Annotated in this window: 20 protein-coding genes; 8 read left to right on the top strand and 12 right to left on the bottom strand. The window is 57.7% G+C overall.

Annotated elements, in window-relative coordinates; translation table 11 throughout:
• Nucleotides 1-199: 199 nt before the first annotated feature.
• Complete coding sequence (locus CUC55_RS01060) at nt 200-619, bottom strand: GNAT family N-acetyltransferase (RefSeq protein ID WP_067653678.1); 420 nt, start codon at nt 617-619, stop codon at nt 200-202.
• 132 nt (nt 620-751) lie between these two features.
• On the opposite strand from CUC55_RS01060, the gene CUC55_RS01055 reads away from it, so the two are divergent.
• From CUC55_RS01055 to amn, 3 genes are all read left to right on the top strand, one after another.
• Entirely contained in the window at nt 752-1273 is a 522-nt protein-coding gene (locus tag CUC55_RS01055; protein ID WP_103086716.1) for a P-loop nucleotide/nucleoside kinase family protein, read from the top strand.
• Nucleotides 1274-1411: 138 nt separating this feature from the next.
• Complete coding sequence (locus CUC55_RS22815; protein WP_170063793.1) at nt 1412-1582, top strand: hypothetical protein; 171 nt, start codon at nt 1412-1414, stop codon at nt 1580-1582.
• A gap of 92 nt (nt 1583-1674) precedes the next feature.
• The gene (gene amn, locus CUC55_RS01050; protein WP_067653681.1) at nt 1675-3180 is read left to right on the top strand and encodes an AMP nucleosidase; all 1506 of its coding nucleotides are present in this window, start codon (nt 1675-1677) and stop codon (nt 3178-3180) included.
• Between the two features lie 15 nt (nt 3181-3195).
• On the opposite strand, the gene CUC55_RS01045 is transcribed toward amn, so the two are convergent.
• Complete coding sequence (locus tag CUC55_RS01045; protein ID WP_103086715.1) at nt 3196-4098, bottom strand: lysylphosphatidylglycerol synthase domain-containing protein; 903 nt, start codon at nt 4096-4098, stop codon at nt 3196-3198.
• A gap of 186 nt (nt 4099-4284) precedes the next feature.
• On the opposite strand from CUC55_RS01045, the gene CUC55_RS01040 reads away from it, so the two are divergent.
• On the top strand, nt 4285-5313 hold the full coding sequence (locus CUC55_RS01040; protein WP_103086714.1) for a glycosyltransferase family 2 protein: 1029 nt from the start codon (nt 4285-4287) through the stop codon (nt 5311-5313).
• A 4-nt stretch (nt 5314-5317) separates the two neighbouring features.
• Here CUC55_RS01040 and CUC55_RS01035 read toward each other — a convergent pair whose 3' ends face one another.
• The 3 genes from CUC55_RS01035 to CUC55_RS01025 all read right to left on the bottom strand — a co-directional run bounded on the left by CUC55_RS01035 (nt 5318) and on the right by CUC55_RS01025 (nt 8193).
• On the bottom strand, nt 5318-5788 hold the full coding sequence (locus CUC55_RS01035) for an OsmC family protein (RefSeq protein WP_067653797.1): 471 nt from the start codon (nt 5786-5788) through the stop codon (nt 5318-5320).
• Nucleotides 5789-5793: 5 nt separating this feature from the next.
• Complete coding sequence (locus tag CUC55_RS01030; RefSeq protein WP_170063799.1) at nt 5794-7164, bottom strand: aspartate aminotransferase family protein; 1371 nt, start codon at nt 7162-7164, stop codon at nt 5794-5796.
• A 117-nt stretch (nt 7165-7281) separates the two neighbouring features.
• The gene (locus CUC55_RS01025) at nt 7282-8193 is read right to left on the bottom strand and encodes a diacylglycerol/lipid kinase family protein (RefSeq protein WP_103086712.1); all 912 of its coding nucleotides are present in this window, start codon (nt 8191-8193) and stop codon (nt 7282-7284) included.
• A gap of 234 nt (nt 8194-8427) precedes the next feature.
• Here CUC55_RS01025 and CUC55_RS01020 point away from each other — a divergent pair, with 234 nt between their 5' ends.
• From CUC55_RS01020 to CUC55_RS01010, 3 genes are all read left to right on the top strand, one after another.
• Complete coding sequence (locus CUC55_RS01020) at nt 8428-9678, top strand: MFS transporter (RefSeq protein WP_067653801.1); 1251 nt, start codon at nt 8428-8430, stop codon at nt 9676-9678.
• Between the two features lie 289 nt (nt 9679-9967).
• The gene (mgtE, locus tag CUC55_RS01015; protein ID WP_103086711.1) at nt 9968-11341 is read left to right on the top strand and encodes a magnesium transporter; all 1374 of its coding nucleotides are present in this window, start codon (nt 9968-9970) and stop codon (nt 11339-11341) included.
• Nucleotides 11342-11506: 165 nt separating this feature from the next.
• The gene (locus CUC55_RS01010) at nt 11507-11917 is read left to right on the top strand and encodes a GNAT family N-acetyltransferase (protein WP_245304059.1); all 411 of its coding nucleotides are present in this window, start codon (nt 11507-11509) and stop codon (nt 11915-11917) included.
• A 48-nt stretch (nt 11918-11965) separates the two neighbouring features.
• Here CUC55_RS01010 and CUC55_RS01005 read toward each other — a convergent pair whose 3' ends face one another.
• The 7 genes from CUC55_RS01005 to CUC55_RS00975 all read right to left on the bottom strand — a co-directional run bounded on the left by CUC55_RS01005 (nt 11966) and on the right by CUC55_RS00975 (nt 17474).
• A complete protein-coding gene (locus CUC55_RS01005; RefSeq protein ID WP_103086710.1) occupies nt 11966-12874 on the bottom strand; it encodes a homocysteine S-methyltransferase family protein in 909 nt (302 codons plus the stop codon).
• A gap of 18 nt (nt 12875-12892) precedes the next feature.
• On the bottom strand, nt 12893-13582 hold the full coding sequence (locus tag CUC55_RS01000) for an ABC transporter permease (RefSeq protein ID WP_103086709.1): 690 nt from the start codon (nt 13580-13582) through the stop codon (nt 12893-12895).
• Between the two features lie 8 nt (nt 13583-13590).
• On the bottom strand, nt 13591-14313 hold the full coding sequence (locus tag CUC55_RS00995) for an ABC transporter permease (protein WP_067653693.1): 723 nt from the start codon (nt 14311-14313) through the stop codon (nt 13591-13593).
• Nucleotides 14314-14331: 18 nt separating this feature from the next.
• The gene (locus tag CUC55_RS00990; protein ID WP_067653695.1) at nt 14332-15105 is read right to left on the bottom strand and encodes a transporter substrate-binding domain-containing protein; all 774 of its coding nucleotides are present in this window, start codon (nt 15103-15105) and stop codon (nt 14332-14334) included.
• A gap of 29 nt (nt 15106-15134) precedes the next feature.
• Nucleotides 15135-15914, bottom strand: coding sequence for an ABC transporter ATP-binding protein (locus tag CUC55_RS00985; protein WP_103086708.1), 780 nt, complete (start codon nt 15912-15914; stop codon nt 15135-15137).
• Nucleotides 15915-16087: 173 nt separating this feature from the next.
• Nucleotides 16088-16927 carry an undecaprenyl-diphosphate phosphatase gene (locus CUC55_RS00980; RefSeq protein WP_067653699.1) on the bottom strand — a complete coding sequence of 280 codons (840 nt, stop codon included), beginning with the start codon at nt 16925-16927 and terminating at the stop codon, nt 16088-16090.
• Nucleotides 16928-17072: 145 nt separating this feature from the next.
• The gene (locus CUC55_RS00975; RefSeq protein ID WP_103086733.1) at nt 17073-17474 is read right to left on the bottom strand and encodes a winged helix-turn-helix transcriptional regulator; all 402 of its coding nucleotides are present in this window, start codon (nt 17472-17474) and stop codon (nt 17073-17075) included.
• A gap of 103 nt (nt 17475-17577) precedes the next feature.
• Between CUC55_RS00975 and CUC55_RS00970 the strand changes: the two genes are divergently transcribed.
• Nucleotides 17578-18594: a zinc-binding alcohol dehydrogenase family protein gene (locus tag CUC55_RS00970; protein ID WP_103086707.1), complete on the top strand. Its 1017-nt coding sequence runs from the start codon at nt 17578-17580 to the stop codon at nt 18592-18594.
• The last annotated feature ends 94 nt before the right edge of the window (nt 18595-18688 follow it).

The raw sequence follows: 18688 nt of genomic DNA, 5'->3' as shown, positions 1-18688 counted from the left end.
GCATTGTTTCCAAGTCTGTGCTCAGTGCACTCGGTATCTCGCGATCCACGTTGAGCCGGAGTGAGTTCATGCTGATACAACCAGAATATTGATCTGCCTCAACATCGCCGTGAAACCCTTAAATTTCCAAGTAAATTAGCATCACGAAATTTCCTTAGCCTCGAATAGAACGTCCCTTTTTATCCGAAAACGTCGTGGCCTAACGTTTGACGCGAAATGCCATTCCCAGCGATCTCGGTGCGGTCTCCGCAAATCCAAATTTTTCATAGAGCTTGTTCGCGGGAATGTCAGCGATCAGGCTGACATAAGCGGTTGTGGGCAGTTCTGTCGAGACATAGGTCATGATCGCATCCATGATGGCCTTTCCAAGCCCGCGTCCTTGATGGTCTGGATGAACGGCGATATCAACGACCTGAAAAAAGCACCCGCCGTCGCCGATCAATCGACCCATTCCGACTGCCGATCCATCGCGTAGAACCATTACGGAATAGATCGTTCCCGCCAGTCCTGCTCTTGCAGCGTCTTCGGAAAACGCGCTTAGACCCGCGATCGCACGAAGGTGCAGATACTCTTCGACCGAGGGCAGTCTTGATGTGGTGGCGTATTTGGCTTGCTTCATTTGTATCCCCGCATTTTTCTAACGTGCAGAACTTAGGGAATCCCTCCGTAAGCTCAAAGATCGCTTCTACGCGACAGCGATCATAAANGTGAAACTTAGAGAGAATACCCTCTTCAAAAATCAGGTGTTCCCATGTTGATTATTTNCGGTGGCTTGCCCGGTTCCGGGAAAAGCACCATTGCTCAGGCTTTAGCTCTTGAATTGCAAACGACTTACCTGCGGCTGGATAGCATCGAGCAGGCCATCCGCTCCGCTTCTTCCCTGCCGGTGGGGGCTGATGTTGGGCCTGCAGGATATGTGGTCCTTTACCGGATCGCAGTCGACAATCTTCGTTTGGGTCGTACCGTCATCGCCGACACCGTCAACTCCATCGACATCACCCGTGCGGCCTTTCGAGCGACAGCTAGAGAGGCCAATCGGGCGTTTATAGAAGTCGAAATAATGTGCTCTGATAAANCAGTGCACCAGCATCGGGCCGAAAGCCGAGTATCGACCGTCGAAGGCCTGATCCCACCGACTTGGAACCAGATACAGGCTCGCAAATTCGAACCATGNACACCCGATCTTCGCATCGATACGACCCTGCTTTCCGTGGAGGAAAGCGTGATGGAAATCATGAAACTCGTGAAACAGGTCCGCACCGATCAAACCTAATCAAGCACCTATTCGCATCCCTCCCCCNATTAACCTCCCTGAACCCAACATGAACCCCACCCTCAGCGTCGGTTCAGTCCCACTGTGGCAATGTCGTGTCCAACGTTAGGGAAGAACGTGACGCAAAGGGGAATGGGCATGGCAGTTATGGTTCGTCGTTTTACAATCATCGTTGTGTTGATGGCGATTTTCGCGATGTCTTTTGCGGCTTTGGTGGTGAGTCCCAACCGTAGTTTCCAGCGGGTGAATGTGGGCGCGTCGATTGCCTGCCAGCACAGTCTTTCCAGCAATTGCCATATGGTTTTGTAGGAAACGGCTGATCGGCCAAATTTTTCCGCGTGTTTTTCAAACGCACATATTTCTGTCGCTTGCCTGTCGAAATTGGCTCTCTATAATGGGCCATGACAATAGCAAAGCACACAATCTCGCACCTCGCCTTCATCACGCCAGAGCCCTTCGCGCCGCAGACTTTTACCGATCCGGTGGCAGCGGTGGACGCCTTGACGGCGCTTTATGAGCGCAACACGAATTTCCTGATCAAGTCCTTTACCGATCTGGCGCAGGGCGCGCCGATAACGGGGCGTTACCGTGCCTGTTATCCGCAGGTCAGCATCGAGACATCGAGCTTCGGCCATGTCGATTCGCGCCTGTCCTATGGTCACGTCACCTCGCCCGGCGTCTACACGACGACCGTCACGCGGCCGCAGCTTTTCCGGCATTATCTGAAAGAGCAGCTTGGCCTTCTCATCAAGAACCACAGCGTCCATGTCACGGTTGCCGAGTCGGCCACGCCCATTCCGCTACATTTCGCGTTCGGAGAAGGTGCGTTCGTGGAGGCATCCGCCGCGTCCTCGCTGACCGATGTGCCGTTGCGGGATCTGTTCGATACGCCTGATCTCAACAACACCGATGACCTGATTGCCAATGGCGAATATGATCAGGTTCCCGGCGAACCCGCACCGCTTGCGCCCTTTACCGCCCAGCGCATCGACTATTCGCTGGCGCGTCTCAGCCACTACACCGCCACCAGCGCCAATCATTTCCAGAACTTCGTGCTGTTCACCAACTACCAGTTCTACATCGATGAATTCGCCGCATGGGCGCGCAAGATGATGGCGGATGGCGGTGAAGGCTATACGGAATTCGTGGAGCCGGGCAATATCGTCACCAAGGCCGGGTCCGACCGCCCGATCACCGATATGACGCTGGGCCGCATGCCGCAGATGCCCGCCTATCACCTGAAGAAAAAGGGCCATGCGGGCATTACGCTGGTCAATATTGGCGTCGGCCCGTCCAACGCCAAGACGATTACCGATCACATCGCGGTGCTGCGCCCGCATGCGTGGCTCATGGTCGGCCACTGCGCCGGTCTTCGCAACAGCCAGCGTCTGGGTGATTATGTGTTGGCGCATGCCTATGTGCGGGAAGATCACGTGCTGGATGACGACCTGCCCGTCTGGGTGCCCATTCCGGCTCTGGCCGAAGTGCAACTGGCGCTTGAAAGCGCGGTGGCGGAAGTCACCGGTTACGAAGGTTTCGAACTGAAGCGCATCATGCGCACCGGCACCGTCGCCACCATCGATAATCGCAACTGGGAACTTCGCGATCAGGCGGGTCCGGTCAAGCGCCTGTCGCAATCGCGCGCCATCGCGCTGGATATGGAATCGGCCACCATTGCCGCCAACGGTTTCCGCTTCCGCGTACCTTATGGCACCCTGCTGTGCGTGTCCGACAAGCCGCTGCATGGAGAGTTGAAACTGCCCGGCATGGCAACGGAGTTTTACAAAACGCAAGTGTCGCAGCATCTTCAAATCGGCATTCGCGCCGTGCAGAAACTCGCGGCCATGCAGACTGAGACGTTGCATTCGCGCAAGCTTCGCAGCTTCTACGAAACGGCGTTTCAGTAATAGGCATTGCTGGCGCTACTTACGCCCTCGCACGAATAGCGCCAGCGCCGTGCCGACAAGTGACGACAGTATCACGAGAAGATGCACGTTGACGGCTGCCTGCCCCAGTGACGACAGTGCCGCCTCATCCGTCGATGCGCCGAAGCCGATTGCCCCGGCGGTGATGCCCGCCGGGTAGGTTCCGACGCCGCCGGNCGCGTGGATAGGAAGCACGGAAGATAGCTCCCCGCCCAAAGCACCGCCGAAACCGGCTGGCAGGCTCATCTTGCCCATCAGCATCAGAACCCAGGCCAGAACCGCGATCTTGACGAACCAGTTGATGATGGTGGCGGCCCAGGCTCGCATGAAAGCGCTGCTATCGACCGGCAGCCCTGCCTGCACTTCATGAAGGATACCTTGCGCTTTTTNGGGTGCGACGCGCCGCGCAAGATCGAAAACCCGTTCTCTCGTAGCAAACGCGAAGACGGGTAATAGAAGAAACACAATCCACAACACCCAGAAGGCCAGCGAGCTGTTTTCCAGCGCCAGCCCAACACCTGCTGCCGCCAAANGGGCATGCAGATCGAAAAGCCGCATGACGAGCAGAGCTGAGGTTCCCCGCGCCAGCCGCACATCGAATTCCTGTCGCATCAGCAGCGGAAAGCTGGTTTCGCCGGAGCGAAACGGCAGCATGATGTTGAGAAGATTGTGGATCTGGACCACCCGGAACAGGCGTGCGAACTGCCCTTGCGTCTCCTTCGGAAANTAATCGTAAATCCGCCATGTCCGCAGAACGTAAGTGGACAGGAGAAGGGCGAGCGCAATGCAGACCGCGCCAAGTCCCGCTTCTCGCCAGAGCGCAAAGATCGTTCCCCAACCCCACATCCAGCTGATGAATGCGGCGTAGACGGCAACCACGAATGCGGTGACCATGGTCATAGACCGTGCAAACCAGACAGGCTTCAATCGAGTTTCCTATCACATTCCCTCGCGCCGCCGCACCCGCGCATCGTCCCCCACTACTCTCTTGCCCCGACTTTGCAAACAAGACCTGCCAGTGAAACTTTGTGGTCTTTGTTGAAAATGCGGGAAAACGTCGTTAGGACAAGGCCAAAATCCAGTTTCATGACGAACGGAAACATTACCGTGACGATACAAGCCGCCATTTTCACAGACGTTCTTGCGGCAGACGCATTGGAGCTTTCGCTTGTCGTGCCGATTTTCAACGAGCAAGAAAGCGTCGGCCCGCTGATCACGCGCATCATCGAGGCCATGACGAACTATCCGTCGTCGTGGGAACTCATTCTGGTGGATGACGGCAGCACGGATGCGACGATTGTCAACGCCCGCGCCTATTTGCAGCAGCCAGATTCCAATCTCAAGATCGTCGCGCTGCAACGTAATTTCGGACAGACAGCCGCCATGCAGGCAGGCATCGATACCGCCCGAGGCCGTCTGATTGCCACACTGGATGGCGACTTGCAGAACGATCCGAAAGACATTCCCATGCTCGTTGAAGAGCTTGAACGACGCGAACTCGACCTTCTGGTGGGCTGGCGCAAGAACCGTCAGGACGGGCTTTTTCTGCGCAAGATACCCTCATGGATCGCCAACCGGCTGATCGGCAAGATCACCGGTGTCCGCCTGCATGATTACGGATGCAGCCTGAAANTCTACCGTTCATCGATCATCAAGCAGGTCAAGCTGACAGGTGAGATGCACCGCTTCATCCCGGCCTGGGTGGCAAGCGTGGTGCCCAGCACCCGCATCGGCGAAATGCCTGTTACACACCATGCACGCCAGTTCGGCGCTTCTAAATACGGGCTTTCGCGCACATTCCGGGTCATTCTCGACCTGCTGTCGGTCATGTTCTTCATGCGCTACAAGGCACGCCCAGGCCACTTCTTCGGCTCTCTGGGTCTTGGTCTCGGTGCGCTGGCCGGTGTGATCATGACATACCTGTTCATCGACAAGTTCATTCTCGGCAACGACATCGGCACGAGGCCGATGCTGATGGTCGGCGTCGTTCTGCTGCTATCCTCCGTCCAGCTTATCACCACAGGCATTCTGGCTGAGATGATCGCGCGGCTTTATTACCGCGATGATTTGACACCGAATTACATCGTGCGCGAAACCTACCAGCAGACAGACTGAGCCATCATATCGTCTTCACAGAGGCCTCGACGCGGATCGGGAAATTCACGGAATTGGCGATGAAGCATTTTTCGTGGGCGTCTTCGTGCAGCTCGAGCGCTGTCTGTGGGTCGCCCTTTGAGATGGTTACGACCGGTTTCAAAACCACCTCCGTGAACCGCCCCGCTCCGTCTTTCACGAGCATCATGGTGCCTTCGGGTTGATCCACATAGTCGGTTACGACAACCCCTGAAACCGCGCAGAAGTGCAGATACCACAGCTTGTGACAGGCTGAAACGGAGGCCAGCAGCAGTTCCTCCGGGTTCCAGCGGCTGGCATCGCCACGAAAAGCAGGGTCGGACGATCCGGCAATGTCGGGCTTTCCATCTGCAGAAATCACATGCGAGCGTTCATATTCGCGGTAACCTGAGGTGCCGGTGCCTGTGTTGCCGGTCCATGTGATCTGGACCTTGTAGTGATGCTCATGCTCTGCCACGTTTTTCACGTCCTTCCTGTTTGCGCCAGATGGTCCAGCCCCTTGCGCAATATTTCGATGATCTGATCGACTTCCGTCCGGCTGATTGTGAACGCGGGCGATGCCAGCATGCGGTCACCGGTGGCGCGCATGACGAGGCCGTTTTCAAGGCAATGATTGCGAACCAGAGTGCCGATATCATCAGGCTTGTCGAAGCGTCTGCGGGTCGCTTTGTCCGCCGTCAGTTGCAGCCCGCCGATGAGGCCGACACTCACCGTCTCACCCACGGTTTCATGGTCCAACAGACTGTGCCAGCCTTGGCGGAAATAGGGGCCGATATCGTCGCGCACGCGCTCGACCAGTCCCTCGTCCTCGATGATACGCAGGTTTTCCAGCGCCGCGGCCGCGCAGACGGGATGGCCCGAATAGGTGAAGCCGTGGTTGAAATCGCCCACCTTGGTCAGCATCACCTCGGCCACGCGGTCCGAGACCAGAACGCCGCCGATTGGCAGGTAACCGGAGGAAAGCCCTTTGGCCACGGGCGCAAGGTCTGGTTCGTAACCAAAATGCTGATAACCGAACCACGACCCCAGCCGTCCAAAGCCGCAGATAACTTCGTCCGATACCAGCAGAATGTTGCGCTCCTTGCAGATGCGCGCAATCTCCGGCCAATAGGTTTCAGGCGGCACGATGACCCCTCCTGCCCCCTGAATCGGTTCGGCCACGAAGGCAGCAACGTTTTCCTCTCCCAGTTCATCGATTTTGGCATCCAGCTCCCGCGCAACCTTCAGACCGAATTCGTCGGGCGAAAGGTCGCCGCCTTCAGCGTACCAATAGGGCTGGCCGATATGGGCGATGCCTTCTATGGGCAGGTTTCCCTGCTCGTGCATCCACGGCATGCCGCCAAGCGACGCGGCTGCCACCGTGGAGCCGTGATAACCGTTGCGCCGCGCGATAACTTTCGTCTTCGTTGGGTGCCCCAGCGCTTTCCAATACACTCGAGCNATGCGGAACCACGTATCCGTCGCCTCGGAACCGGAATTCGTGAAGAACACATGGTTCATGTTCGACCCGGCATGGGACACGATCTTTTGCGCAAGCAGGGTGGCCGGTGGCGTCGTGGTCCCGAAAAATGCGTTGTAATAGGGCAGCTCGTTCATTTGCCGGGAAATGGCATCGGTCATTTCGCGCCTGCCGTAACCAATGTTGACGCACCACAGACCGGCGAACGCATCCAGATATTTCTTGCCAGTGCTGTCGTAAATGAACACGCCCTCAGCCCGCTCTATGATGCGGGTACCTGACACGTTGAGTTTGCCCATGTCGGAGAAAGGATGCAAATGATGCGCGGCGTCTATGGCGGCGAGGTTCGATATCGTCTTGGTATTATCGTTCATCATTTCCCGCGCTTCCCTCACCATGCAATGCGCGCTAGCATGGCGTTCGCGCAGGCGTTTTGCAAGGGCTGCGCGACATGTCCAAGTGACCGTTAGTGGAAGCAAGGCTTAAGGATTTCAAACGTTTGGAAAGGTCTTCGCAACGATGACCTTCAACTCACCGGCATGAATTTTAAGCGCGACATCACGCTTCATCGGCAGCAACTCACCGTCCATCACACATTTCACATCGTGGCGCCTTTNGGGAAAATGCAACTCGACTTCGGTCACTGTCATGGCCGTTACGGCTGCGTTTTCCTTCAGCTTTCCGCGCAGAATGTCGACAGCCAAGCCCATCACGCCTGATGGCGTCAAGGCATCAGCGATGTAGAGGCCAAGCTTTCCACGTGTAATGTCGTCGGCAACCAGAAGCGGGCTTTGGCCGAATTCATTGTTGGATGCAGAAATGGCGCAGGCGCGACGGTGCTGCGTTTGACCGGCAACGGTGAATTCCATATCGAACTTGGGCGGGTTGAACACCACACCGATGGCGGCGCGAATGTTGGCGCGGATTTTGCCAAGCCGGGAGGCATATTCCATCTTGTCCCGGTAACGCACCATGCGCGCATGAAGACCTGCGGAAAACTGATGGACGAACGGGCGCCCATTGGCGCTGGCAATGTCGACATTGTAGACATGCCCCTCGGCCAGCGTATCGACCGCTTGCCATATATCGAGTGGTAGTTTCAGCGACCGGGCAAACAGGTTCATGGTGCCTGCGGGAACGACGCCCAGCGCGATGCCGTGTTTCCAGGCTATGCCGGCTGCCGCAGAGATCGTGCCATCGCCACCGCCCGCGATCAGGCCGTCCAGCCCCTCGTCATCGGCGGTTCGCTCCATCTCGGCGACAATGTCTTTCCCGGAAACGAGGCGGCATTCGATTTCATGACCCGCATTTTCGAACACCGTCTGCGCATGTTTGCAATAAGCATCCATGTCTGTGGTTTNGAAGGTACCGCCATCGCGGTTAAAGATCGCCACAAGCTTCATATGCTTATCCAAGCCCCCGTTACACGCAAAGCGCGACCTTAAATGGAATAGCGACCGTTCCGTTCCCTACACCCTTGCGTGAACTGAGCATTTTATAGAATCAGATACTACCGCGCCGCACAAATTCATGATATCCGTCAAGATAAGGTCATTTTGGTGACCAGATACCTCCAGTCAGGGCAGGACCGAGACCTCGGTCTTGCCCTTTTTTNCTTCGTTTCCTGCGCAGACATCATGACCCAGATACGCCATTCCGAAAACCGCACCGACGCGGACGCCAGCACCGTTGCGCCATTGCCCGCAACGTCTTTGACACCTCTCTCCATTGCCTTGATCGAACTTGCGCTTGCCGCTGGCGGTTTCGGTATCGGCACGGGTGAATTCGCCATTATGGGCCTGTTGCCGGATGTGGCGACCAGTTACGGCGTTACCGTCCCACAGGCGGGTTACGTGATTGCTGCGTATGCGCTGGGTGTCGTCATCGGAGCGCCTATCATCGCCGTTCTGGCGGCCCGCATGACGCGGCGTGTGCTTCTGCTGGCGTTGATGGGCCTGTTTGCTGCGGGCAATATCCTGAGCGCCATCGCGCCGGATTTCGCGACGTTCACCGCGCTTCGCTTCATAACCGGTCTGCCACATGGCGCCTATTTCGGTGTGGCAGCGCTTGTTGCCGCTTCCATGGCCCCCATTCACAAACGCGCCCGCGCCGTGGGCCGCGTCATGCTGGGGTTGACCATCGCCACATTGCTCGGCACCCCGCTTGCCACCTTCTTCGGCCAAATGTTTTCCTGGCGCGCNGCCTTCCTGATGGTGGGTGGCATTGCGCTTCTGACCGTCGTTCTGTTGTGGCTCTTCCAGCCACGAGACAAAGTGCAGGAAGGCGCCAGCATCTGGCGCGAACTCGGTGCCTTTAGGCGCGTACAGGTGTGGCTGACGCTGGCCGTTGCCTCCGTCGGTTTCGGCGGCATGTTTGCCGTGTTCAGCTATATCGCCAAGACCACTACCGATATCGCCATGATGCCGGTTGCGACAGTACCCATGGTGCTTGCCCTCTTCGGCATAGGAATGAATGTCGGCAATGTCGTCGGCTCGCGCATGGCGGATTACTCTCTCAACGGCACGATTGGCGGCATGCTGGCGTTCAACGTGGTGCTGATGGCGCTTTTCGGCCTCACCGCCCATAATCCTTACATGTTGTGCATCTGCGTCTTCCTCATCGGCTGCGGCTTTGCCGCCTGCCCCGCCGTGCAGACACGCCTGATGGATGTAGCCGCCGACGCGCAGACGCTCGCCGCCGCGTCCAACCATTCCGCCTTCAACATCGCCAACGCGCTTGGTGCATGGCTGGGCGGTCTCGTCATCGCCTTGGGCTACGGCTATGCATCGACGGGATATATCGGCGCTGTCCTGTCCTTTGCCGGCCTCATCGTTTTTGGCTTTGCCGTGACGCTGGAGCGACGCGAGAAAGCTGCCCTAACGGCTTGATTTGAGGCGCTTTAGAAGGTTCTAAATCGAACTCCATGCACCGCAAATCCACCTTGCCAAAATTTCATAATTGCCCCGCTTGACTTGGCCTTTTTTCAGGCGCAACAGATGTCTCATGCGCAGATCGAACCATCGATCTGGCGCAGATATCCACGGAGCATCATTAGATGTCTAGCGACAGTAGTAGTCGATTGCCTTTGCCGAACACGGCGAAACGCGCGCTGATCTGACACCTGTCGGCTCACCACGTTCCGCCGTGATCGGCGGATCGACTGGAAGGTGAGCAATTATGAACTTTCACAACCTCTCTGAAAGAGCCAGCAAGGCTGCACGTCTTTNCCGCAGCAGCAGCATTGGCCCCACGACCACCGCAGAACGCGTCGATCAGTTGAACGCCCTCGACGTGCCTGACGCCGTCGATGCTCTGCTGAAAATGACGCAGGCACGCGCCGTTGCCGTTCTCGACCGTCCGGAACTGCACCGCGCGGCTGAGATCATCGCCCATATTCCGCTGGAACAGGCAGCTCGTTTCGTCAACCTCATGTCTGATGACCGCGTGGCAGACGTGATGGCGGAGATGGATGACGAGCCACGCGCCAAGCTGTTCTCCCGGCTGGACCGCGCGACGGCAACGGCCATCCGCCACCTGATGACCTATCCGCCCCGCACGGCAGGCTCGATGATGACGACCGAATTCGTCAGCGTTCCCGACCGCTGGACGGTGGAGCAGACGCTTGCGCATATCCGCATCGTCGAACGCTCTCGCGAAACCGTCTATGCCATCTATGTGCTGGCTGAAGACGGCACCTTGGCCAAGGTCGTCACCCTGCGCCGTCTGGTAACGGGCGAGCCATCGGCCTCCATCCTGACCGTCGCATCCAAGGAAGGCATCACCTATGCCGACCCGCTGATGTCGCAGGAAGATGTTGCCCGCCTCATCCGCAAGCACGACCTTCTGGCCATGCCTGTGGTGGACGAGCACGCCCACATTCTCGGCATCGTCACTGTCGATGACGTCATCGACACCATGATTGCCGACACGACGGAAGACGCACACAAATTCGGTGGTATGGAAGCGCTCGGAAAACCCTACATGGCAATGGGTTTNCTCGACATGATCCGCAAACGCGGCGGCTGGCTTGCAGCTTTGTTCCTGGGCGAAATGCTGACGGCAAGCGCCATGCAGCATTTCGAGGGAGAACTGGAAAAGGCCGTGGTGCTGACGCTGTTCATTCCGCTCATCATGTCGTCGGGCGGCAACTCCGGTTCGCAGGCAACGTCGCTCATCATCCGCGCTTTGGCGCTGGGCGAACTGAAACTGTCCGACTGGTGGCGGGTGCTGCTGCGTGAACTGCCAACAGGCCTTACACTCGGCACCATTCTAGGTGCCATCGGCTTCCTGCGGCTCACCATCTGGCAACAGGCGGGCTTTTACGATTACGGCGAACACTGGCTGCTGGTTGGTTTCACCGTCTTTTGTGCCCTTATCGGCATCGTCACCTTCGGCTCGCTGACTGGCTCCATGCTGCCCTTCCTGCTGCAACGCATGCGTCTCGACCCTGCCAGCGCGTCGGCCCCCTTTGTGGCAACACTGGTAGATGTCACCGGTCTGGTGATCTACTTCTCGGTGGCGCTGCTGATCTTGAGCGGGACGTTGCTGTAAGCGAATCTCTCACAAAAACCGGTCGCATCGCTTGTGCGGCCGGTTACGCTTTGCCTCTTGTCTCACCTTTTCAAAAGCTTGTACCCTTGCTTTGCGAATATGATTCAAACAGAGGGTGAGCTTTTGCAAATTTCCAATCTTCGACAATATCCAGGATTTGCAGATGTGATCGCGGAACGCGGCTGGCATGCGTGGTGGACGGAAAGCGGCGTCCCACTCGAAGACTACCGTGCCCATCTCAACCCGATGCTTGAAAAAGAAGGCATTCCCTCAGCCTTCGTTGCCCACGATAATGACCGCTATATCGGCTCTGTGCTCATCATCGAGAACGATCTGGATGAGCGACCAGACTACGCCCCATGGATCGCAGCTCTCTGGGTCGAACCTGACCTCAGAAGACAGGGCATCGCCGCGCAACTGATCGCCCGCAGCCGGGAGCATGCCGCTGAACTCGGTCACGACATTTGCTATCTCTGTGCCATGGCAGACAAGCGACCCTATTATCTAAAACAGGGTTTTACGCTTATCGAGGAAGACGTGGCGGGTCTGGATGTTTTCACTATTCCAAGTCGCTGAAGATCGCAGACGGTGAAACCGGGCACGCTCATCGGAGTAGGCCCATTATCACCGGCCCCTGAGCGCACCCGCAACCGTGTGAATATGCGCAGCCCCGATTCCGCAGCAGCCGCCGATCATTGTGGCACCGGCGTCGGCCCATGCGCAGGCGAAGCGGGAATAGGCGTCGTCGGTCAGATCGGCGCGCGTGCCGTGCAGGCCTTCATTGGCTGCGGAATCGCCCTGTTCGCCTTCGAATGCGTTGGCGTAGACGCCAATTTCGATGGAGGCCTCTTTATCCTTGAAGACGGCGGCAGCGGTTTCGACAGCGGCTTTCATGACTTCCGGCTTGCTGCAATTGAACAGCAGTGCGGCGGCACCTGAACTGGCCGCCCATTCGGCCGCTGCCCTCACGGTTTCACCGGAGCGAAGCTGCGGTTCGGCGCCATCCACCTGTGCTGCGTCGTCATTCAGCGTGAAGGAGACCCAGAAGGGTTTGCCTGTTTCGCCCACGCCTGCACGCACCGCCTCGCCTTCGGCAATCAGNCTCAACGTTTCGCCTAGCCAGACATCGACATGGGGTGCCAAGTTTTCAACGAGAACCTTGAGGTAATCCTGAACCCGCGATGGGTCGAAATTCTGCGGTTCGTAGGAGCCGAAAATCGGCGGCAGGCCACCGGCGACGGTGACCTTGCGGCCTGATGCATCCGCCGCTTCCCGCGCCAGCTTGCCCGACAGCGAAATCAGCGATGCGCCTTCGCGCTGAAAGCGCTCCTCGCCAATGTGGAACGGCACCAGCGCGTAGGAATTGGTGGTGACGACATCGGCACCGGCTTCGATGAACTCCGCATGCACCTGGCGCACGATATCTGGCGCGTCGATCAACGAAAGCGCAGACCATTCCGGCTGTTTCAGCTGCGCACCCAGACGTTGCAGTTCACGGCTCATGCCGCCGTCGAGAATACGGATATCGCCCATGTGGAGCTCCTTGGGTTATTATCGCCGCTGCGGCACCTGCGCTTCGACAAAGCCGAAACAGCGCACAATGATGGCGGTGAGGATGAGATAGAAANTGGTGACGACGAAGAGCGGCTCATAAACCAGCAACGTATCCTGTCGCACCTTGTAGGCCACGGCGTAAAGGTCCATCACCGTCACGGTAAAGGCCAATGGCGTCGCCTTTAACTGCATGACCACCTCGCCCGCAATGGTCGGCAGGGCGATGCGGATAGCGCGGGGCAGCCAGATGCGACGGATCAGCGTAAAGCGGCTCATGCCGAACGCCCTGCCCGCCTCCAGTTCCCCCTTCGGCACCGCAAGCAGCGCGCCGCGCAGGACTTCCGCCTCGTAGGCCGCGTAATTCAGCGTAAAGCTGACGGCGGCGAAGAAGAAGCCTTCGCGTAACACCGGCCACATGAAGCTTTGGCGTAAGCCGGGGATCATCGGTAGCAGAGAGCCGACGCCGTAATAGAGAAGCCAAAGCTGGATGAGCAATGGCGTGCCACGAAAGAAGGTGCAGTAGCCTCGCGCCAAGACTCGCGTTACCCTGCCACCGCTGACCTGCGCGAAAGCGAGCCCGATGGCGAGAACGAAACCGATGCTGACGGAGATTACGAGCAGCGCCACCGTCTGATAGGCACCGGATAAAAGCAGCGGCCAGTATTTTTCGACCCAGGAGAATTCCATGATGTCTCCTAAACCAGCGCCGGTTGACCGCGTCGCACCCGGCGCTCGATCAACGAAAAGACGACATTGGAAACGAGTGTAATCGCCAGATACAACAGCGCCGCCGCAGTGAAGAACAGAAAATATTGCTTGGTGCTGGCTCCGGCCAAGCGCGTCGCCAGCGCCAGTTCCTGATAACCGACGACAGCCACCAGCGCACTGTCCTTGGTCACGGCCAGCCAAAGATTGGCCAGTCCCGGCAACGCATTCGGCACCAGTGCAGGCAACACAACACGGCGGAAGCGCAAAAACGGCGACATGCCGAAGGCCCGCGCCGCTTCGATCTGGCCATTGGGAATGGCAAGGATCGCGCCGCGCAGAACCTCGGTCATATAGGCACCCTGCACGAATCCGAGAACGGCGATGGCCGCGACGAAACCGTTGATCTCAAGCGGCGGCATTCCACCCCATTGCAGCAGCCGGTTAAGGCCATCCGTTCCCGCATAATAGAGCCCGACAATCAGGATCAGTTCCGGCACGGCCCGTATCATGGTCGTATAGAAACCCAGCACCATGCCCAGCGGCCTGTTGCCGGAAAGCTTGCCCAGCGCACCTGCCATGCCGATGACGATACCGATGAGGTAGGCACCGGCAGAAATGGCAAGCGTGGAAACGGCACCTTTCAACAGCGTGCCGCCCCATCCCGGAGGATAGGGCGACAGAAGTTGAACCATGGTTTCAAAGCTTGCCATCAAAGCGACCGATCAGACCTACTTCGCGCCGTAGATATCGAAAGCGAAGTATTTCTTGGTGATCTCGTCATATTTGCCGCTGGCACGAACGGCAGCCAGCGCCGTGTTTAGTTTCTGCTTCAACTCGGTGTCATCCTTGCGAAGACCGCCGGAAACGCCGAGACCGAGGATTTCCTTGTCGTCGGCCACATTGCCCGCATCGGCGCAGCAATCCTTGCCCGCATCGCTGTTCACGAAGGCATCAAGAACGAGGGAATCACCGAAGACGTAGTCGATACGACCGGCGGCCAGATCCTGAAACGCCTCGTCCAGCGTCTGGTAGGTCTTTTCGTCAGCCACATCCTTGAAATATTTGGCGTAATAGGCCGACTGGATGGTCGAGACCTGAATGCCGATGGTCTTGCCCTTGACGTCTTCCGCCGTAGCACCCGGCTTGCCGTCCTTGGCACCGATCAGCTTGCTCGGCGTGTTGTAATATTTGTCGGTGAAGGTGATGACCTTCTGGCGTTCCTGCGTGTTGGACATGGAAGACCAGATCACGTCGAACTTCTTGGCTTCAAGAGCTGGAATAAGCCCATCCCAGGACAACTCGACAATGGAGCATTTTTCCTTCATTTCCGCGCAGACGGCGTCCATCAGGTCGATTTCCCAGCCCTGCCATTTGCCGGATGCATCCTTGGCGAAGAATGGCGGGTAGGACTCGTTCATGATGCCGAAGCGCACATCGGCGCTGGCGGTGAAGGCAGAAAGCGCAAATGCCGATCCGGCAAGCAGCGTGGCGAACAATTTCATGGAAATCTCCTGTTGGAATATCGAAAATATCAGTTGGCGATGACGCCGGTAAAATCTCGGGTGCGGGCGCTTGTCGGGTTGCCGAATACCTGGTCCGGCGGACCCTCCTCTTCCACACGGCCCTGATGCAGAAACATGACGTGGTTGGACACATCGCGGGCAAAGCGCATTTCATGCGTCACCAGCAACATGGTACGGCCCTCTTCAGCCAGATCGCGGATCACCTTCAGCACCTCGCCCACCAGTTCCGGGTCGAGCGCCGAGGTCGGTTCATCGAACAGCATCACGGCGGGCTCGACGCAGAGCGCACGCGCAATCGCCGCACGCTGCTGCTGGCCACCGGACAGAAACGCCGGATAGGCGTCCCTCTTGTCGTAAAGGCCGACCTTGTTGAGCAGCACTTCGGCTCTCTCGATCGCGTCCTGCCGCTTCACACCCATCACATGGACGGGCGCTTCGATGATGTTTNCAAGCACCGTGCGGTGGGACCAGAGATTGAAGTTCTGAAACACCATGCCAAGCCCGGTGCGCAGGCGCTCCACCTGCCGCCAGCTTTTCGGCACGGCCTTGCCATCGCGACCGATCTTGACGGAGACTTCCTCACCATTGACGGTGACGCGGCCACGATCCGGCATTTCCAGAAAGTTGATGCAGCGCAGAAACGTGCTCTTGCCGGAGCCGGAGGAGCCGACGATGGAGATCACATCACCCTTGCGGGCGTTGAGCGAAATGCCTTTGAGAACCTCATGCGTACCGAAGCTTTTCTGGATGTCATCCACATCAAGAGCGTAACCGCCTTCAATACTCATAAACTGGTCCCGACTGTCCTGATCCCGGATGGATACTTATAGAAGCAAACGAAAAATGCCGCGCAATAAACGGCTCTATTGCACATCCGGGGTGAAAANTCATTCCATTGAGAAGATATCAAGAAAAATCGCTTCATGCCGGTTTTCAGCCGGCATGACGATTGTCAAAGCAATCAGCCGGTCGCGTTGATCACGCCCGTGCCGAGCAGTGCCAGAAGCACCACGCCAAGCGCCACGCGATACCAGACAAAAGGCATGTAGCTCTTGGTCGACACCAGTTTCAGGAAGAAGACGATAACCGCATAACCGACGAAGAAGGATATGGCGGTGGCAAGCGCCGTTGGTCCCCAACCGACCGGGTTATCCTGCCCGATGCTCTTGAACAACTGATAGAAACCGGAGCCGAAAACGGCGGGAATGGCCAGCAGGAAGGAGTAACGTGCGGCGGCTTCGCGGGTGTAGCCAAGCAGCAGGCCCGCCGTGATGGTGCCGCCGGAGCGTGAGACACCGGGAATGAGCGCCATGGCCTGCGCAAAGCCAAAGATGACGGCATCGCGCCAGATCAATTTCTTGATCGGGTATTTCTTCTGGCCGATCTTGTCGGCATAACCGAGGATAAAGCCGAAGACAATCAGCATCACGGCCGTGATGTAGAGGTTGCGCAGCGAATGTTCGATGGCATCCTTGAACAGCAGCCCCAGCAACACGATGGGCACCGAACCGACGATGATCATCCAGCCCATGCGCGCGTCGGTCGGGTCATAGGCACCCCCGATCCGCAGGTTCTGGCGCAGCCAGGCATTGGCGATGCGCATGATGTCGGACCAGAAATAGACGAGAACGGCCAGTTCCGTGCCGATCTGAATGATGGCTGTGAAGGCTGCGCCCGGGTCGATACCCGAGGGAAGAAATTCGCCTGCAATGCGCAGATGTGCACTGGAAGAAATGGGCAGGAATTCTGTAAGCCCCTGAATAAAACCGAGAATTGCTGCCTCGATCCAACCAATTGTCATGCTGGTGCGTCCCTGACTAAGAATCACTGCGCGGACACTATGAAGCAATCCGGGCAGTTCCATGTTGCAATGCGGAATATTTTTATCGGCGCAAAGTGTCGGTAAAACCCGTAATCAGACACGCGGATACGCGCAATAGGATTCGCTACTCGGCAGCGGCCAGCGGCTCAATGAATTCATCGGGGNAAATCACGCGCTTTTCGCCATCCTTGCACACGACATGCGCATCACCCCATGTTTNCAAAGCGGAAATCACCGGCTGCATGCTGTGGCCAAGCGGCGTCAGAGCATAGTCAACACGCGGCGGCACCACCGCAAACACCTTGCGGGAAATGACACCCGCCTCCTCCAGTTCGCGCAACTGCTTTGTCAACATGCGCTGCGTGACGCTTGGAATGTGGCGGCGCAGGGCGTTGAAGCGCAGCGTTCCCTCATTCATTAGGTGATAAAGGATCACGCCCTTCCATTTNCCATCCAGAAAACTCAGCGTCACCTCTACCGGACAGCCGGGAAANTTGCCTGTCAATTTGGCGCGGGGTCGGGACATCACGGTATCCTTTTNGTGGCTATAGGCCAAAAATGTGCATTCTTGCGCATTGGGTTCATAGCTATCAAATAGAGGCCGAAGCAACAAGCAAAGGAGAAACACCATGCGCGCTATTGGTTACAAACAGGCCAAACTCGTAACGGAAGCGGATGCGCTGATCGACTTCGATTCACCGGTACCCGAGGCCAAGGGCCGCGATCTTCTGGTGGAAGTGAAAGCCGTTTCCGTCAACCCGGTCGATACGAAGGTGCGCAGCAACCAGCAGCCGGAAAATGGCCAAACGCGCGTGTTGGGATTCGATGCAGCTGGCATCGTCAAGTCGGTGGGCGAAGGTGTTACCCTGTTCAAACCGGGCGATGAGGTATTTTACGCCGGTGCCATCAACCGTCCCGGCTCCAACAGCGAATTTCATCTGGTCGATGAACGCATCGTTGGAAAAANGCCTGCAAGCCTGAGCTTCGAAGAAGCCGCTGCCATGCCGTTGACGGCGATAACCGCTTACGAGGCTCTGTTCGACCGGTTGAAGGTGAAAGACCCCGTTCCCGGCGCGGCCAATGCCATCGTCATCATCGGCGGTGCGGGCGGCGTCGGCTCCATCGCCATCCAGCTCGCCCGGCAGTTGACCGACCTCACCGTCATCGCAACGGCCTCACGCCCGGAAACGAAGGATTGGGTCAGGGAACTCGGTGCGCATCACGTTTTCGATCACAGCCAGCCGCTCGCCCCACAGGTCGAAGCGCTGGGCCTCGGCGCACCCGGCTTCGTCTTTTCCACCACGCAAAGCGATCTCCACGCAGCGGACAGCATCGCGCTCATCGCACCTCAAGGACGGTTCGCGCTCATCGACGATCCCGCAGATGGCTTCGACGCCATGCCTTTCAAGCGAAAGGCCATTTCCATCCACTGGGAAATGATGTTTACGCGTCCGGTCTTCGACACAGCCGATATTCTCGAGCAGCATAATTTGCTGAATCACGTCTCGGAACTGGTGGATGCAGGCAAGATCAAGACGACGATGACCGAGGTTTNCGGCACCATCAACGCCACCAATCTCATCAAAGCGCATGCGCTGATCGAGAGTGGAACTGCGAAGGGCAAGATTGTTTTGTCGGGCTTTTGATGGAGGCAACGGAGAATGCCGCGCGCCCCTCTGCCCTGCCGGGCATCTCCCCCACAGGTGGGNAGATCGGCTGGAGCGAGCTATCGCCACGCTT

The sequence above is a fragment of the Agrobacterium bohemicum genome (assembly GCF_002896715.1).
Taxonomy (GTDB): domain Bacteria; phylum Pseudomonadota; class Alphaproteobacteria; order Rhizobiales; family Rhizobiaceae; genus Agrobacterium; species Agrobacterium bohemicum.
Note: the sequence above shows the minus strand (reverse complement) of the source record. Positions and strands in the feature narration are given on the sequence as shown.

Bases quoted from the DNA above. Each gene is read 5' to 3' on its own strand.
- CUC55_RS22815 (WP_170063793.1), top strand. From the start codon at position 1,412: ATGGCAGTTATGGTTCGTCGTTTTACAATCATCGTTGTGTTGATGGCG.
- amn (WP_067653681.1), top strand. From the start codon at position 1,675: ATGACAATAGCAAAGCACACAATCTCGCACCTCGCCTTCATCACGCCA.
- CUC55_RS01060 (WP_067653678.1), bottom strand. From the start codon at position 619: ATGAAGCAAGCCAAATACGCCACCACATCAAGACTGCCCTCGGTCGAA.
- CUC55_RS00990 (WP_067653695.1), bottom strand. From the start codon at position 15,105: ATGAAATTGTTCGCCACGCTGCTTGCCGGATCGGCATTTGCGCTTTCT.
- CUC55_RS00995 (WP_067653693.1), bottom strand. From the start codon at position 14,313: ATGGCAAGCTTTGAAACCATGGTTCAACTTCTGTCGCCCTATCCTCCG.
- CUC55_RS00980 (WP_067653699.1), bottom strand. From the start codon at position 16,927: ATGACAATTGGTTGGATCGAGGCAGCAATTCTCGGTTTTATTCAGGGG.